Origin of the sequence: Rothia sp. HMSC061C12, from assembly GCF_001815755.1 — a bacterium.
Lineage (GTDB): Bacteria > Actinomycetota > Actinomycetes > Actinomycetales > Micrococcaceae > Rothia > Rothia mucilaginosa.
In genome coordinates this window covers 35,106-50,377 of the sequence record NZ_KV821842.1, presented here as the reverse complement: position 1 = coordinate 50,377, position 15,272 = coordinate 35,106, and the positions used below count along the sequence as shown (strand labels likewise).

The 15,272-nt window shown below is 60.7% G+C and carries 13 protein-coding genes, 1 tRNA gene and 1 other RNA gene; 9 read left to right on the top strand and 6 right to left on the bottom strand.

Going from position 1 to position 15,272, the window contains the following annotated elements; all coding sequences use genetic code 11:
- Positions 1–204 precede the first annotated feature (204 nt).
- The 3 genes from ffs to HMPREF3055_RS01345 all read left to right on the top strand — a co-directional run bounded on the left by ffs (position 205) and on the right by HMPREF3055_RS01345 (position 1,382).
- Positions 205–301, top strand: an RNA gene (gene ffs, locus HMPREF3055_RS01355) — signal recognition particle sRNA small type.
- Between the two features lie 548 nt (positions 302–849).
- Positions 850–938: transfer RNA gene (locus HMPREF3055_RS01350), tRNA-Ser, on the top strand.
- Between the two features lie 120 nt (positions 939–1,058).
- Positions 1,059–1,382: a type II toxin-antitoxin system VapB family antitoxin gene (locus tag HMPREF3055_RS01345; RefSeq protein WP_005507186.1), complete on the top strand. Its 324-nt coding sequence runs from the start codon at positions 1,059–1,061 to the stop codon at positions 1,380–1,382.
- A 110-nt stretch (positions 1,383–1,492) separates the two neighbouring features.
- Here HMPREF3055_RS01345 and HMPREF3055_RS01340 read toward each other — a convergent pair whose 3' ends face one another.
- Positions 1,493–2,188 (bottom strand): TetR/AcrR family transcriptional regulator, encoded by a 696-nt coding sequence (locus HMPREF3055_RS01340; RefSeq protein WP_070737484.1) that lies wholly within the window; start codon positions 2,186–2,188, stop codon positions 1,493–1,495.
- A gap of 123 nt (positions 2,189–2,311) precedes the next feature.
- Complete coding sequence (locus HMPREF3055_RS01335; protein ID WP_246826868.1) at positions 2,312–3,133, bottom strand: hypothetical protein; 822 nt, start codon at positions 3,131–3,133, stop codon at positions 2,312–2,314.
- A 465-nt stretch (positions 3,134–3,598) separates the two neighbouring features.
- On the opposite strand from HMPREF3055_RS01335, the gene HMPREF3055_RS01330 reads away from it, so the two are divergent.
- From HMPREF3055_RS01330 to HMPREF3055_RS01300, 6 genes are all read left to right on the top strand, one after another.
- Positions 3,599–4,327 carry a queuosine precursor transporter gene (locus tag HMPREF3055_RS01330; protein ID WP_049340305.1) on the top strand — a complete coding sequence of 243 codons (729 nt, stop codon included), beginning with the start codon at positions 3,599–3,601 and terminating at the stop codon, positions 4,325–4,327.
- 107 nt (positions 4,328–4,434) lie between these two features.
- Positions 4,435–5,886: an amino acid permease gene (locus HMPREF3055_RS01325; RefSeq protein WP_070737479.1), complete on the top strand. Its 1,452-nt coding sequence runs from the start codon at positions 4,435–4,437 to the stop codon at positions 5,884–5,886.
- A gap of 233 nt (positions 5,887–6,119) precedes the next feature.
- Entirely contained in the window at positions 6,120–7,625 is a 1,506-nt protein-coding gene (locus HMPREF3055_RS01320) for an amino acid permease (protein ID WP_070737478.1), read from the top strand.
- A gap of 346 nt (positions 7,626–7,971) precedes the next feature.
- Positions 7,972–8,484 (top strand): acyl-CoA thioesterase, encoded by a 513-nt coding sequence (locus tag HMPREF3055_RS01310; protein ID WP_049340311.1) that lies wholly within the window; start codon positions 7,972–7,974, stop codon positions 8,482–8,484.
- Positions 8,485–8,595: 111 nt separating this feature from the next.
- Positions 8,596–9,720 (top strand): phosphoglycerol transferase, encoded by a 1,125-nt coding sequence (locus HMPREF3055_RS01305; RefSeq protein ID WP_070737476.1) that lies wholly within the window; start codon positions 8,596–8,598, stop codon positions 9,718–9,720.
- A gap of 268 nt (positions 9,721–9,988) precedes the next feature.
- On the top strand, positions 9,989–10,696 hold the full coding sequence (locus tag HMPREF3055_RS01300) for a hypothetical protein (protein WP_070737473.1): 708 nt from the start codon (positions 9,989–9,991) through the stop codon (positions 10,694–10,696).
- 119 nt (positions 10,697–10,815) lie between these two features.
- Here the strand turns inward: HMPREF3055_RS01300 and HMPREF3055_RS01295 are convergent, their stop codons facing one another.
- The 4 genes from HMPREF3055_RS01295 to HMPREF3055_RS01280 all read right to left on the bottom strand — a co-directional run bounded on the left by HMPREF3055_RS01295 (position 10,816) and on the right by HMPREF3055_RS01280 (position 15,115).
- Positions 10,816–11,325 carry an SRPBCC family protein gene (locus HMPREF3055_RS01295; protein ID WP_005507177.1) on the bottom strand — a complete coding sequence of 170 codons (510 nt, stop codon included), beginning with the start codon at positions 11,323–11,325 and terminating at the stop codon, positions 10,816–10,818.
- Between the two features lie 32 nt (positions 11,326–11,357).
- Complete coding sequence (tgt, locus tag HMPREF3055_RS01290; protein ID WP_070541876.1) at positions 11,358–12,668, bottom strand: tRNA guanosine(34) transglycosylase Tgt; 1,311 nt, start codon at positions 12,666–12,668, stop codon at positions 11,358–11,360.
- Between the two features lie 124 nt (positions 12,669–12,792).
- The gene (locus HMPREF3055_RS01285; protein ID WP_070737467.1) at positions 12,793–13,731 is read right to left on the bottom strand and encodes a Dyp-type peroxidase; all 939 of its coding nucleotides are present in this window, start codon (positions 13,729–13,731) and stop codon (positions 12,793–12,795) included.
- Between the two features lie 121 nt (positions 13,732–13,852).
- Positions 13,853–15,115: a glycoside hydrolase family 76 protein gene (locus HMPREF3055_RS01280; RefSeq protein WP_070737466.1), complete on the bottom strand. Its 1,263-nt coding sequence runs from the start codon at positions 15,113–15,115 to the stop codon at positions 13,853–13,855.
- Between the last annotated feature and the right edge of the window lie 157 nt (positions 15,116–15,272).

The following is a 15,272-nucleotide window of genomic DNA, read 5'->3' as shown; positions in this document are numbered from 1 at the left end:
ACTCGGGGGTGCGGATAGGACAATCCCTACCATTTTAGACGCTTTACCCCTCAGCCCGAGTGGCCGACAGTCACCGGTGAACACGCCACCGCACCGCCGCCGCCGTGACACCTACCATGGATGCTCACCCGGGTGGCATGTACGCCCACAGAAATACCGTGGACGCACCGAATTCCCAAGAACCCAAAAATCCGGTACACTGGTTCTTGCCTCTTACGTGGCGTTATCTTGGAAAACTCCCCCAGGACCGGAAGGTAGCAAGGGTATTCGAGCTATGACGGGTGCGTAGGAGGTTTTTCTATGCCCGAAAACAAGCCTTTCTCCTGAGAATGCGCACCCGTCATGTCCGTCTCACTGTCGTTCGACGGCTTCAACCCAGGATTTATATCCTCGCTCGCTCGGAATCCTGGGGTTCAGCGGTTGCGTAGGAGGTCTTTTTTTACCCAAAATCGGCTACCTGATACTCGTGCACCCGTCATATGCACTGCGTGCCCGCTCCGCTGGCGCTCCGCGGCTTCGGATCCGGATTCCGCCTCTAGAGCTCGGCGGCTTCGACGCAGGATTTATTACCTCGCGCGCTCGGAATCCTGCGCCTCAGTTCGCGAGCTCAGAATCCGGATCCTCAGCGGTTGCGTAAGGGGTTTTTCTATGCCTAAAATCAGCTACATAGACAATCAGGCACCCGTCATATGCACTACATGCCCGCTCCGCTGGCGCCTCACCCAAAAACAGGATTACAAGCACCCACAAATGTGCTTTCTGTTACTTTTGTTGCCCAGGGCTTGCACGCCCGGCAAAAGCGTAGTAAAGTCTTATTTGTTGCCTACGCAATGCGTAGAAAACATAGCTGGAGGATTCGCCTAGCGGCCTATGGCGCACGCCTGGAACGCGTGTTGGGTTAACAGCCCTCGGGGGTTCAAATCCCCCATCCTCCGCCACCGAATCCCCGGTCTTAGATTCTAAGACCGGGGATTTTTTATACCCTTGGTACTATTTCTTCAGAACCCCCACGGGGCCACACACCGCCGAGGCGCCCCACACCTGCAGAAAGCACCACCATGATCTTCAAAAAAGTAGGCGACAGTCGCCCCTACCCCCAGCACGGCATGACCCACGCCGACTGGGGAGGAATCCCGCCGCAGCAGGTACGTCTCGACACCCTCATCACCACCCAAAAGACCCTCAACCTCGAGACCCTACTCGCCGAAGACTCCACCTTCTACGGCGACCTCTTCCCACACGTGGTCAAATGGGGTGGCGAACTCTACCTCGAAGACGGCGTGCACCGCGCGCTCCGAAACGCCCTGCACCGCCGCGCCGTCATGTACGCGCGCGTACTGGACCTAGACTCCATCTCACCGGCGCTCCTACCCGGCGCGTAAAAACCTACCCGAATACAGAAAAAGCCGCGGACCGATGCGATGAAGCATCAGGTCCGCGGCATTTTTATTGACGTATAACTGCTATGTATTTGCTGCTTAGGGCGTCGCTCTTAGGATGCGACCTTCAGGTTCGCCTCCTGCAGCGGGGACTGCTCCGGCAGGGACTCCTCGGAGTCCAGGCGAACCGGGTTGCCCTCGGCGTCAAAGCGTGCGCCCAAGCCCATCTGAATAAAACGGATAGTATTCAGGATCTGGCGCTCGCGGGTCTCTTCATCCGGTGCATCCTCGGCGCGGCCAGCGCTCGAAGAGAGCGAGCCGTGCACGAGCATCGCCAGTTCGCGAATATCGTTCTTGGGAATGTAGTTCTCAGCAATCGCGGCTGAGAGGATGTGTGCCAGCACCATCTGCAGCTCCTGCACGTGCTTGCCGAGCTTTGCGTAGGACTCGGGGGAGAGCATGGAGCGCATTGCCGGGCCCGGGGGCAGGTGGCGGCGCGCCAGGTCGTTGATCTGCAGGCGAATGTACACGGCGAGCTGGTCAATCGGGTTTTCGATGCCTTCCAGGCCGACGCGCAGTTCGTTGAGGAAGCGTTCGGTCTCGTCCAGGGCGTAGGCGACCAGTAGTTCGCCCATGTCGGCGAAGTAGTTGTAGACCGCGGTGCGGCCGATGCCGGCGTTCTTGGCGACGTCGGTCATGGTCAGGCCGGAGAGGCCGCGGTTGTAGAGGATCTCGCCGAAGGAGTTGAGGATGGCGCGCTTGGTGTTTTCGCGCTGGGCGGCGTTGGTTGCTGCAGAAATACGAGGCATAGTGACACTCTACCCCAAATCGTCAGCAAATGACGAATGTATCGAATGTGTCACCAAGAAATTTGCGCAATCCATGCGAATTTTCACGTTTATGACAAAACAACCTGTGACAAAACACAGCCCCTACAGGAACCCCAAACGCGTAGCCGCCGCCAAATCAGCACCCACCAACGACGCAATCGGATACCCCGTATGGCCACGCCCCGGAGTCACCTGCAGCAGAGTCCGCGCACCCAAACTCTCGTAGAACGCGCTACCCTCCTGCGCCGCAATACGCGCCGACCAGCTCCCCTCAGAACTCGTCGCCATACGCCGACGACCCGACGGCGAACGCCCATCCAGCACACCCACATGCCAGCTCATCAGCAGACGCTCATGCGAAGAAGGATTCAGTGCAGCCCGCTCACGCACCCGCGCGGGCACACCGTCAGCGCCGCCGCCGCCGATGAAGGTGGCGCCGCCTCCGCGAATCCAGTCAATATCGTGCGAAAGCAGCTCATAGCTAAGGAACTCCGCGCCACCCGAATATCCGGCAAGCCAGACGCGGCTCATATCCACCCCGTACGCCAGGGCAATCTCCTCAACGAGGGCGCGGACCATCCTGCCGTTCGAGCGGGCGCGAATCCACCAGTTATACGTCAGCGGAGGCGCATAGGCGCCAACATCCCTCAGTCGAGGCTCCCGTAGGCTACCCGGTGAAAGCACCGGCACGGATAGCATGTTGAACTCAGCCGCCACCTGCGCCAACTCGGCACGCAACGGGGAGGTGCGGCGCAGCAGACGACTACCGGCGCGGGAGAGATGGTCACCATCAAAATAGAACAGCACACCGGGCGCAGACTCAGAATCGGTCAGAAGATACAGGTTATCGACCCGATAGTAGATATTGCGCCCGCGATGCGTAAACGATCGGTAACCGAGCAGCTCAGACGAAGCCAGAAACACTGGCTCTAGCAGGGAAGCTCCGGTGCGCACAGCCTGCGCCGCATAGGTGAACAGCGGATGCAGACGCGGAATATGCGCGCTCAGCCGCCGCTGGTTACGGTGCCGCCCCCTCCGCACCTGCTGTGAAGAACCCCGTACCGACCGCCGAAGCGAGGCGCGTAGCGCACGCCCCGCCCCCAGCAGGGATACCACCTGCTCAGTGCGGTGAATTCCGTGGCCCAGATTCTTCATACATTTATTGTAAATGTGCGGTCAGGAAGGCTGGCGGGGTGGTCATGAGCGTCCACACTCTTGAACGAAGCCCGTAAACCTGCCGCCGCCACGGCATATAGGTACTATTAGATAGGCTCGGGTGGCAGACGAGCCGGTGAGTAGCGCCCTGCATAGCGCACTCACCCACCACACGTGAGGGCTCGTACCTTGCGTGAAGAAACACATCGCATGAAGAAAGACTTGGGGAAAGTAATGGCTAAACCCGTTAGCGAATCTAAGGCTCAGACGAGCACCGTCAAGGTGCCCTGGGCTGGTCGCCGCGGCTACTTTGATCTGCTGCTGGGCGCATCCTGCGTCATCCTGATCATTTCGAATATTGGTGCAACTAAGGGCGTGGAGTTCGGTCCGCTGCCCTTCGAACTGCCCCTCATTGGTAACACCATCGTCACCGACGGTGGTTTCTTCCTTTTCCCTCTCGCCTACGTTATTGGCGACCTTCTTTCTGAGGTGTACGGCTTCAAGCGTGCCCGCCGCGCGATTGTGGCCTCCTTCGCCTCAGCCGCTTTTGCTGCCCTGTGCTTCCTGCTGATCGTGCACCTGCCCGCTGCGAGCTTCTACACCGGCCAGGAGGCGTTCGCGCAGGTTCTCGGCCCGGTCTGGCAGATTTTTGTGGGCTCCCTGCTCGGTTACCTCTTCGGTCAGACCCTGAACGCCTGGGTCATGGTGGCAATGAAGAAGGCAAGCAAGGGCCGTTTCCTGTGGCTGCGTATGATTGTCTCCACCCTGGTCGGTGAGTTGCTTGATACCGTCATCTTCTGCTCCATTGCGGCACCGGTGCTCGGTATCGACACCATGGAAGCATTCATCAACTACGTACTGATTGGCTATATCTATAAGTGCCTGGTCGAGGTGCTCCTCATGCCGATCAGCTACCCGATTATTGGTTGGTTCAAGCGTCACGAACTCGAGTACGTGGCATAAGCTAACCTCCTGACAGCTGATGTGCAGAGCCGCCCGGCCTAACGACCGGGCGGCATTGCCATTTCAGCTTTATTCAATACACAGCATGTCTAAGAAAGAGATACGTTATGTCTAAACTGCAGGGGAACACCCCCGAGCAGTCGAAGAACGACTCGCTGAATCGTTCCCTCTCCCACGGCCAGTTGACCATGATTGCGATGGGCTTGGCGCTGGGTACGGGCCTGTTCCTGGGCTCCTCCTCCGCCATTAAAATTGCGGGCCCCGGCGCAATCCTCTCTTACGCTATTGGTTCGATGATTGCGGCAACCATTGCTGCGTGCGCGGGCGAAATGTCCGTGCGTCACCCCGTCCAGGGCGGTTTCGGTACCATTGCGAGCCGATACCTGAACCCCTTTAGCGGCTACCTGACTCGCTGGGCGTATTGGGCGTGCACCGTGCCGCTGGCTGGTGCTGAGCTGGTGGCGGTTGGCCACTACATGGCGTACTGGTTCCCGGACGTTCCCCTGGCTGTGTTCGTTGCTCTCTTCGGCGCGATTATTCTGGTGCTGAACCTGGTGAGCGTGAAGTCCTTCGGCGCCCTGGAGTTCCTGCTCTCTTCGATTAAGGTTTCTGCCGTCATCGTGTTCATGGTGATTGGTGTACTGCTGGTGTTCGTGGGTCTGCCCGGTCACACCGCTGCGGGTACCGCAAACCTCGTGAACGACGGCGGCTTCCTGCCGAACGGCCCGGCATCCATCTGGATTTCGATGGCTGTTGTCATGTTCTCCTTCGGCGGTGTGGAAATGATTTCTCTCTCCGCCGCGGAGGCGAAGGACCCGGCACGCTCGGTGGCAACCAGCGTGAAGGCAATGATTTGGCGCCTGTCCACCTTCTACGTGGTGTCCATGGCAATTATTCTGTGCCTGGTGCCCTGGCAGACCGCCGCACAGAACTCGGAGCTGACCGAGTCGCCGTTCGTGCTGGTCTTCTCTGAACTGGGTATCCCCTTCGCGGCGGACATCATGAACTTTGTGGTGCTCGTTGCTGCGCTCTCTGGCGCTAACGCCTCCCTGTACGCGGCAACCCGCCTGCTGCATGCCCTGGGCTCCGACCGTATGGCTCCCGCAGTGGCTGCCCGCACCTCCTCGCGCGGCGTACCGGTCGTGGCTCTGCTCATCTCCTTCACCGGCGTTGTCGTGGCAACCGTGATGGCTGTTGCCAAGATTGGCGACATCTTCGCCCTGCTCATGGCGCTGGTGACCCTGTGCATCCTGGTCGTGTGGATTATGATTCTGCTGACCTACCAGGCGTACAAGAAGGACCAAAAGGACGCCTCCTCCTTCACCGTGCTGGGTGGCCGCGTCACCGCAGGTCTGGCTCTGGCGGGTGTCCTGGCGACCCTGGCGGCAATGTTCATGCTGCCCGGCTCGGGTGTTCAGGAATCCATCATGGTCGGCATCGTCTTCTTCGTGCTGATTTCTATTGGCTACGCCATCTCGTCGAAGGTTAAGGGCGGTTATGAGCGCCCCGATTTGGACGCTATGCACGCCGATGAGAACACCAACGCGGCACAGCACTAAATAGCGTGAAAGCCTCGCGAGGCTAAAACATAAGAAGGCACCGGATGGGGGAGCACCCCCGTTCGGTGCCTTTTCGCTTCTGCGCTCTAGACGGCGCCGTTCTGAGCGATGTGAGTGTGCCCGTAGAATAGTTAACTATTCGTACCCGTCAACGAGGCTAGAAGCCGCAGAAGCCGGGTGCGAGCACACATTGCACATCACGCCCCTAAGGCGTACTGACGGAAGGCACCTTCGTGTCCCACAACGACGATACCCGCAGCCACGCTGCAGCGGGGACCGCCGGATCGCGCACCCTGAAGCGTTCTCTGTCCCACGGACAGATGACCATGATCGTGATGGGTTCCGCGCTCGGTACGGGCCTCTTCTTGGGTTCGGGCACCGCCATTGCGATGGCTGGTCCCGCGGTCATTCTCACCTACGCTATTGGTTCTGCGCTCGCTTCGGTGATTGGCGCGGCAACCGGCGAAATGGCGGTTCGCTACCCTGTCCGTGGCGGTTTCGGTACTATTGCTACCCGCTACCTGGGCCCCTTCGCGGGCTTTTTGACTCGCATCGCATACTGGACGGCGACTGTTCTGATTGCTGGCGTTGAGCTGGTGTCGGTGGCGACTTACCTGAATTATTGGTGGCCGCAGCTTCCGCTGTGGGCGGGTATTGCCGCGTTTGGTGTGGCGCTGATTGTGCTGAACCTGACCAGCGTGAAGTCTTTCGGCATGCTGGAGTTCTTCCTGTCTTCGATTAAGGTCATTTCGATTATTGCCTTCCTGCTGGTGGGCCTGTGCCTGATTTTCTTCGGTCTGCCCGGCCACGCCGCGGTGGGTACCGCAAACCTCTTCAACGACGGCGGCTTCATGCCGAACGGCCTCCAGTCGGTGTGGCTGTCGCTGGCTGTTGTGATGTTCTCCTTCGGCGGTATTGAGATGATTTCAATCTCTGCTGCGGAGGCGAAGGACCCCTCCCGTTCGGTGCGTTCCTCGGCGAAGGCGATGATGGTTCGTTTGGCGACCTTCTACGTGCTGGCGGTTCTAATTGTTGTGGCTGTTATTCCGTGGCGTTCGGCATCGGGTCTGGGCGACGCTGTGGATGCTTCCCCGTTCGTTCTGGTCTTTGAACAGCTCGGTATTCACGGTGTGGCGCACTTCGTGAACTTTGTGGTGCTGATTGCGGCGCTGTCCAGTGCGAACGCGAACCTGTATGCGGGTGCGCGTCTGCTGCACTCGTTGGCGGCTGACGGTATGGCGCCTCGCCAGCTGGCTCAGGTGAACCGCGCTGGTGTTCCGGCTCGTGCGGTGTGGCTGTCGACCAGCGGCATGGTCATTGCTATTCTGCTGGCTTTGTATAGCCCGAAGGAAGCGTTCCTCTCCATGATTTTTGTGATTATGGTGTGCGCGCTGACCGTGTGGGTTCTGATTCTGTTCGCCTACATCGTGTACAAGCGTGTTGAGCCTGCAACCAATGGTTTCCGCCTGTGGGGTGGCCAGTTCACCGCGGCGGTTGGCGTTCTGCTGCTCTTCGCGGTGTGGGTTGCGCTCTTCATGGTGCGCGGTTCTATGGTTCCGGCAATTGTGGGCGTGGGCTACTTTGTGGTGCTGAGCCTGCTGTACTTTGCTCGTATCCGCCACACTCACATGATTGATGAGCAGACCTTTGTTGAGGCTCAGCAGGCAACTGCCGAGTATGACGCCATGAAGTACGACGCTGATCATGCCCTGGAGACTGCGGCTAAGCTGGGCCGTTAAGGTTCTGTAGCTGCCGGGAGAGCCGGTGTTGGGGCCTGCAGAGACTCCAACACAGTAATAAACGAAAAATACGGAAAATTTCTGGAATTCCTCGTAATAAAACCGTAAAAATGCAGTTGGCCCTCAGAGTGGGGTCTATCATAGACAGTGAACCGTATGATCTTGTATGCGTTCAAATGTCTGTGTGTTGGATGAGGCTCGAAAGCATCGTAGCTTTCGAGCCTCATCGCTTTAACTACCAAATATATTTCTAGCCCCCGAATCATCATCAGCTGATTCATTTGCTGTACCTTGCGGATTCGTACGAATAGCCCCCTCAAAGCGGCGGGGGAGTAGAGTTAAAACCATGCAAAGCCACGAAAAGAACCGCGAAAACACCCCCGCCCCTGAGGCCGGTACCACCGACGAACTGCTGGTGCACGTACCCGCACGCTGGGGCGATATGGACGCCTACGGGCACGTCAACAACGTTGCCATCCTCTCGGTCATGGAAGAAGCCCGCGTGGCGCTCTTCGGCCCACCGCCCTCCTCCGGGCAGAAGCCCACCGTGGCACCGCAGCCTCCGATTCCGCTTTTCGACCTGGTTGCCGAGGGTGTGCAGGCACTCATTGCCGAGCACGGCATCCGCTACCTGGCTCAGCTGCCCTACACTGGTGAGCCCGTGCCAGTGCGCCTGAGCGTGGAGAAGGTCAGCGCCGCATCCGTGCGTATTGGCTACTCGATTCTCTCCCCGGTGGACGGCCGCGAGTGCGTGCGTGCCTTTACCGTGCTGGCGTTCTGGGATTCGGTTGTGGGTCGTTTGACCCGTCTGAGCCCCGAGCAGCGTGAGCTGTTGAGCTCCTACCTGCCGCAGAAATAGGGGTAGATACCGGCGCTCCGCTGTAATAAACCGGTCTTGAACGGGGTCAAGCGTATGCTTTAAATACCTTCTGCAAAGGGTGCAAAAGGTTCATTCCCGGGAGAGATAACAATGTCGTTCCACCACACTCAGGCAGACTCCGCCAGCCGGGGTCGCCGCACGATGCGCGCCACCGGATGCGCCGCCGCCCTGCTCCTCGCCCTGACCGGCTGCTTTGGCGGTTCTCAGAGCGAAAACTCTTCGTCGAGCCCCAGCCCCTCCAACACGGCTAACCACTCGCAGTACCCGCTCCCTTCCTCCACCGCGTCCCCGTCACCGACGAAGAAGACCGAGCCGACCGTCACCGAGACTCGGGTGTCAGCCCCCGCAGAGAGCGCCGAGGCGAAGGCGTCCGAGTCCTCCGCACCCGCTGAGGCGAAGGCAACCTCCGCAACGGTCGCAAACCCCACTGTCGCTGCGACGCCCCGTGCGCCCGAAAAGGTGGAGGCTGAGCGCGCCTCCGCCGGCGAGCGCTGCGGACACATCGGACGTAAGGGCTACCTGAAGACCGGCGCGGAAATCATGGTGCTGCGCGGTACCGTGGACTGCGCCCACGCCCTGGACGTGCTGACCGAATACGTCACCACCCCGCGTGCCGACGACAACCTGACCCAGCACCAGGTGGCGAAGGTTCAGGATGCCACCTGCTACTGGAACCCGCAGTACGAGATGGCTGAGAACCGTCGCGAGGATCGCGGTGCCCCCGAATGCACTATTGGCGATGATGTCGCCTTCGTGGCTCGCCTGCAGAATCCGGACGCTCCCGACATTCCGTTCCTCATGGATCCTGCCCGGTACGACTCCGGTGCCGGCTACTACCGTTTCAAGAGCTACGATGAGCGCACCCTCTGCGAGCTGAACCCCGCGGACGGAACCCTGGTGTGCGAGCGCCGCACCGGTGAGCAGACCGGCAACGGTAACGGCGCGGTCGGTCGTACGTTTGCCGGCCCGGTGGAGGTGACTCGCATGAACTTCCTGACCGGCGCCAGTGAGGTGAATACCGTGAATGAGTCCTCGGCTCTGCACGGGGAGACCACCACCGCAAACACGAAGATGATGCACACCTGGGATGTGGTGACTGTGCCCGCTGCCGATGGTAATCAGCTGACCTGCTTCGGTGAGATTGAGACTGGCTCGATTAGCTGCCATGACGGAAACGGCCACACTATTTTGGTGCGTGGCAGGCACGAAGGCTAAGCGCCCGCGTCAGAATTATTGAGTTGCTAACGAGCTATCAATGAGTTGTGAATAGCTAAGGAGGGGCTTCCCACAATGCCGGGGAGCCCCCTCTTACTCTGCCCCTCTTATTGCGTTCCTCGTGTTGCGTTCTTCCCGCTGCGCCCCCTACCCGCTGTGCCCTAGCGGGGGCACCCTGCGGGTTCCTAAGACGCCGTATAGCTAGCTCACAGGTAGCGTCTTTAGAATACTGGTTAGGAACCCGAACCGATGACGCAGAAAGGTCACCATGCATCCGGCACAGAAGCACTCTACCCAGACTTCTACCCAGGCTCGTTCTACTACGCTCCGCACCGCTAAGCGCTACAGCCCCGTAGCGCTCGGTGCCACGCTGCTGCTGGCGCTGTCGGCATGCTTCGGAGGCGCTACCACCGCCTCCCCGAGCGCCACCGCAACCCCTAGCCCCAGCGCTACGAGCGCGAAGGCAACCGCCAGCCCCACCCGCACCGCAACGGTCACTGAAAGCACCCCGACTGCCGGTACCGTGCACACCCCCACCGCGGCGGCTACCGTGAGCCCCGGAACCATCACCACCGTAAGCCCGGCAACGACTGCTCAGGCGAGCGCGGCGGCGAGCTCCTCCGCATCGGCTAAGGCAAATACTTCGGCGAAGGCGTCGAGCACCGCAAGCCTGTCCAGCTCGGATGTTCAGTCTGCGGGCGGTAGCTGCGGCAGCATGGACGCTACCGGCTACCTGAAGCACAACGCTACGGTTCAGGTGGCTTCCGGTGCGGTGGATTGCCTGTTTGCGCGTGAGTTGATCCGCCAGTTTGTGGTGCAGAACCCCGCCGAGGTGACCGATAAGGCGAATGGTGAGCGTACCGTCATGTCGGCGCGCTGCTACTGGAAGCCGGGCGACGGTGCGGATCGTGCGACCCCTGAGTGCGTGTCGCTGGATGGTGGCAGCACCGTCATTACCGTGAAGCTGACCAACTAGCCTGCGGCTCAACCTCGGCAAGATTTTAGGCAGTAAACACAAGCGCCGCGTTGACGAATGATTCGTCAACGCGGCGCTTTTTGTCTCGAAGCTATCTCAAGCAGCTGGCGCGGCGGGTTTTAGAGCTCTCCGCGGGCACGGGCGGCGAGCACGTCATCCAGGCGGGCGAAGGTCGAACGCCAGGTGGTGCGCACCTCCTCGTGGACCGAGGCGGGCATGGGACCAATCTCAATGACGATGCGGGTACCGGAACCCACGCCGTCGGCGGTAATCACGGTTTCGGGGAAGAAACGGTGACGCTGGTACACCAGCACGCTACCGGGGTTGCCCAGGTGGTCGGGCAGCTGCTCGGCGTATTCGAGCTCCTTGAACGGTTCAATGCTCAAAAAGCGGCTCTGCAGAATGCAGGACACCGAGGGGTCAACCTCGTTGATCATGGACAGGCGTTGCATGCCGCCGACGACAGGCTCCACGACAACGTCGGTGGGGCGCACGTGCCAGCCGGCGGGGCCGTACCAGCGGACCAGCAGTTCGGGGTCCAGGTAGGCGCCGAAGACGTCCTCGACCGGGGCTGCGATCTCGTGGTCGAAGACGAGAAGCTCCTCATCGGGAACATGAGTGATGCTCATAGGGTTCTCCTTAAACGGGTTGAAGAGCGGGTTTAGGGCTTCTTGCCGGAGTAGTAGTTGCCGAGGAACTCGTCGCGGTACTCGAAGTAGGTGCCGTCCTTGATGGCTTCGCGGGCGTCGTCCACCATGCGCACGATGAAGCGCTCATTGTGGATGGAGGCGAGGGTCGCCGCCAGACGCTCGTCCGCCTTGAAGAGGTGACGCAGGTAGGCGCGGGTGTAGTGGGTGCAGGTGTAGCAGTCGCAGCCCTCGTAGATGGGCGAGAAGTCCGCCTTGAAGCGCGCGTTGGTGATGTTGTAGCGGCCGGTGGGGGAGTAGACGGCGGCGTTGCGTGCCACGCGGGTGGGGGAGACGCAGTCGAAGGTGTCTACACCGTTTTCTATGCCGACGAAGATGTCGTCGGGTTCGGAGATTCCGAGCAGGTGGCGGGGCTTGGATTCGGGTAGCTCTTCGGCGCACCAGCGCACGATGGTGCCGAGGTTTTCCTTCTCGAGCGCACCACCGATGCCGAAGCCGTCGAAGGGCATAGAACCGAGGTCCTGGCATGCCTTGCGGCGCAGGTCCTCGTACTGTGCACCCTGAATGACGCCAAACAGTGCCTGGTAGGGCTTGCCCACGCGTTCAGTGGTCAGGCGCTGGTGCTCAGCGATGCAGCGCAGCGCCCACAGACGGGTGCGTTCGAGCGCCTCCTCCTGGTAGCCGCGGGAGTTGTAGAGGGTGGTCAGCTCGTCGAAGGCGAACATGACGTCGGCACCAATCTGGTGCTGAACCTGCATGGACACCTCGGGAGTGAAGCGGTGAATCGAGCCGTCAATATGCGACTTGAAGTTCACGCCGTCGTCGTCAATGTGGGCGAGGCGTTCCTTGCCCTTCGCCACGTCGTCGTCGCCGAGGGGGCGGCCGTCGGCGCCCTTAGCGTCCGCGACGGTACCCATATCGATAACCTTCTTGAAGCCGGAGCCCAGGCTCATGACCTGGAATCCGCCGGAGTCGGTGAAGGTGGGTCCGTCCCAGTTCATGAATGCGCCCAGGCCGCCTGCCGCGTCGAGGATTTCGGGGCCGGGCTGCAGGTACAGGTGGTAGGCGTTGGAGAGCAGAGCCTGAGCGCCGAGCTCCTTCATGGATTCGGGCAGGACCGCCTTGACGGTTGCCTTGGTGCCCACGGGGGTGAAGGCGGGGGTCTGGATCTGTCCGTGCGGGGTGGTGATGACACCGGTGCGTCCGCGGAACTGTCCGCCGTTGGCTTCTACACGTTCAGCGCTGGGGGATGCGGTGTCCGCCAGGCGGCTGGTGATGGTGAAGCCAAAGTCCTCGGTGGGGAAAGAGTTATCTAGAACGCTCATTCTTCTCTCGATTGTTTGCTTTCCGTCTGAATGTCTACACCCTAGCCTACCGGAAAACCCCGCCTCCTTTGCCGGAGGCGGGGTTCACGAGAATTTAGCTGAGGGCAGCTGGGTTTAGCTCGCCTTAGCCGGCGAAGTCGCCGAGCATATCCACGGTCGGCACGAAGAAGAGGGTACCGGTAACCGCGGTGCTGAAATCCAGCAGACGGTCGTAGCTGGCGCCGTCCACGCCGGTGAACATATTCATGAGCATCTTCTGAACGGTCGAGAAGGTGCTGGCGTAGCAGATGAAGTAGGTGCCCAGCTCGTTGTTACCCACGGTGCCGAAGGGCATGTTGTCGCGAATAACCTTGAAGTCGTCACCGATATTGGCGATAGCGGAGTGCGAGTTGGCGGGCTTCTCGTCCTCGCTCATCTCGATGTCGTCGTGCTTGGAGCGGCCGATGACCTTCTCCTGCTCGGCAACGGGCAGGGCGTTCCACGCGGTCATGTCGTGGATGTACTTCTGCACGAACTGGTAGCTGCCGCCCCTGTACATGGGGTCGCTGTCACCGATGATGCCGAAGTATTCGCGTGCCGCGGGGGTCTGCGGGTTTTCGGTGCCGTCGACAAAACCGATGATGGAGCGGCCGTCCCAGTAGCGGAAGCCGTGCACCTCATCCAGTACCTCAGCAATATCGCGCAGTGCCGCGGTAATAGCGGACGCCATATCGTAGGCGACGGACGGCTGAGTCGCGCGGATATGGAAGTGCAGATCGCCGGGAGTGGACACCGCGGTGTGCTTATGGCCCCTAATCTCCTCGAACTCCACGAGCTCCTGAGGCAGTGGCTTGGGCAAATCCAGGGTCAGCCACGCGCTGTGGCTGATACCCAGCACAATGCTGGCGTTCTCGGGTGAGTAGCGGTTCGCGGCGGTGTGGTTGAGGTTAATGACGAGCCCGCAGAGGTTCTGGAACCCCTCAATGAGCGCGTCCTGGGAGACGCCGTCCTTGAACTTCCACACCATGAAAATGGTGTTAGCGTTCGGGCTGGCAGTGACCTGTTGTGATTCTGAAGCAAGCATAAAATTCACCGTACGCCTGTGCGCACACCCCTGCAATGAATCCAGCCCTAACCTTCTGCACAGGCCCTAACCTTCTGCACTGAACGGAGAAGATTAGGGCTGGGAATATAAAAGCCGTGCTTTAGAAGCCGTGGGAGGCGAGGTCACGGGCATGCGCCAGACGCGCCGCCGTCTCAAAAATAGTCCACGCCTGCACCTGAGCGGACAGCTCCACCGGCGCGCCGGGCTTCACAACCTTGCTCATCGGCTCGGTGAACCGCGGGGAGAACTGCACGAGCGCCTTACCGCGAATCTCATTCGGGTCAATGCCGTACTCATTCATCGGCAGGTCGGGGTCAAACTCGCGGCGACCCTCCCACAGGGCGCGGGCGGTCGAGTACACCAGGGTCGAGGCGAGCGCTCGCGCCTCATCACTGAGCAGCGGCGAGGACGCCGCCATGCCCAGGTAGCGCACGAGAATGCCGGTGAACAGGCCGCCGTCGCCGTCGCCGTGAGAGATGAGGATGCGGCGGCGAGCACCGGAGAGGAACTCCACCTCTTCGGTCATGTGCTTGACGATGCCGACGATGAGGCGCTCGGCGCGTTCAGCGGGGTCCACCTCGCAGGGCACACCGGAAGCTGCGAGGCTCAGCAGGGCGCCCAGGGCGGTTCCCTGGTTGTAGGTGAATTCGCTGCGCTCGTACTCGTACTCGTCGCCGCGCACGTTCACGCCGTCAATATAGAGCGAACGTTCTGCATCCCAGAGGGTTTCGTTCATCCAATCCATGAGCGCTGCAGCAGTCTTCGGGTCGCCCGCACGCGCATACGCCAGCGCGGTCGGCGCGGTTGCCGCAGCATTCACAAAATCACGCTTGGACTTGCGCCAACTCATGCCACCCACCGGGGAGAAACCCTTCGCCAACTGCTCGAAGAGGGCCACGCCAGCATCCTGGGCGGCAACATCATTAGCGCCGGTCAGCTCGATGCAGAAGGAATTCATGCGGCCCACCGCGAGGGTCAGCCACGCCATATCGTCAAAGTAGTCGTTCGCGAAGCGGCCGTAGTTGCGCACGTTAATGCCGCGCAACAGCGCGCGGGCGCGGTGCAGCTCCTCCTGTGCGGCAGTAATATCGCCCTCGCGCAGGTGACGCTGGCCGGCATCAATCACACAGTCCAGCAGGTGCGCCTGCCACCAGTAGTGCCACGCGCTCAGACGCTGGCTCAGCGGGCGAGGATCGGGAACCTGAACCGAGCCGATGAGGGCGCCGGGAACACCGAGGATGCGGTGCACGAAGGTGTCGGTGACGCTGTCGGCTGCGGCAGCGGCGTGCGAGGAGGTGCGCTCGGCGTACTCGCTAATCGACTCCAGAGACTGCGCGTTGTGGGAAGACGGCTGGGAATTCATGGACCCTCTGTAGTTGCGGTGAAGTATTACGTCTGAATTATCCCACTTTTTGCCCTCTGAGCGCCCGGATGCTGTGGGCGGGCTCTCGGGTGTGATTCCTTTTCGAGAGACCGCCGAGAAGATGCACCGCAGGGAACGGAGTGAACGCCACTCAAAA

Bases quoted from the DNA above. Each gene is read 5' to 3' on its own strand.
- HMPREF3055_RS01345 (WP_005507186.1), top strand. From the start codon at position 1,059: ATGATCTTCAAAAAAGTAGGCGACAGTCGCCCCTACCCCCAGCACGGC.
- HMPREF3055_RS01340 (WP_070737484.1), bottom strand. From the start codon at position 2,188: ATGCCTCGTATTTCTGCAGCAACCAACGCCGCCCAGCGCGAAAACACC.
- HMPREF3055_RS01330 (WP_049340305.1), top strand. From the start codon at position 3,599: ATGGCTAAACCCGTTAGCGAATCTAAGGCTCAGACGAGCACCGTCAAG.
- HMPREF3055_RS01325 (WP_070737479.1), top strand. From the start codon at position 4,435: ATGTCTAAACTGCAGGGGAACACCCCCGAGCAGTCGAAGAACGACTCG.
- HMPREF3055_RS01310 (WP_049340311.1), top strand. From the start codon at position 7,972: ATGCAAAGCCACGAAAAGAACCGCGAAAACACCCCCGCCCCTGAGGCC.
- HMPREF3055_RS01305 (WP_070737476.1), top strand. From the start codon at position 8,596: ATGTCGTTCCACCACACTCAGGCAGACTCCGCCAGCCGGGGTCGCCGC.
- HMPREF3055_RS01300 (WP_070737473.1), top strand. From the start codon at position 9,989: ATGCATCCGGCACAGAAGCACTCTACCCAGACTTCTACCCAGGCTCGT.
- HMPREF3055_RS01295 (WP_005507177.1), bottom strand. From the start codon at position 11,325: ATGAGCATCACTCATGTTCCCGATGAGGAGCTTCTCGTCTTCGACCAC.
- tgt (WP_070541876.1), bottom strand. From the start codon at position 12,668: ATGAGCGTTCTAGATAACTCTTTCCCCACCGAGGACTTTGGCTTCACC.
- HMPREF3055_RS01285 (WP_070737467.1), bottom strand. From the start codon at position 13,731: ATGCTTGCTTCAGAATCACAACAGGTCACTGCCAGCCCGAACGCTAAC.
- HMPREF3055_RS01280 (WP_070737466.1), bottom strand. From the start codon at position 15,115: ATGAATTCCCAGCCGTCTTCCCACAACGCGCAGTCTCTGGAGTCGATT.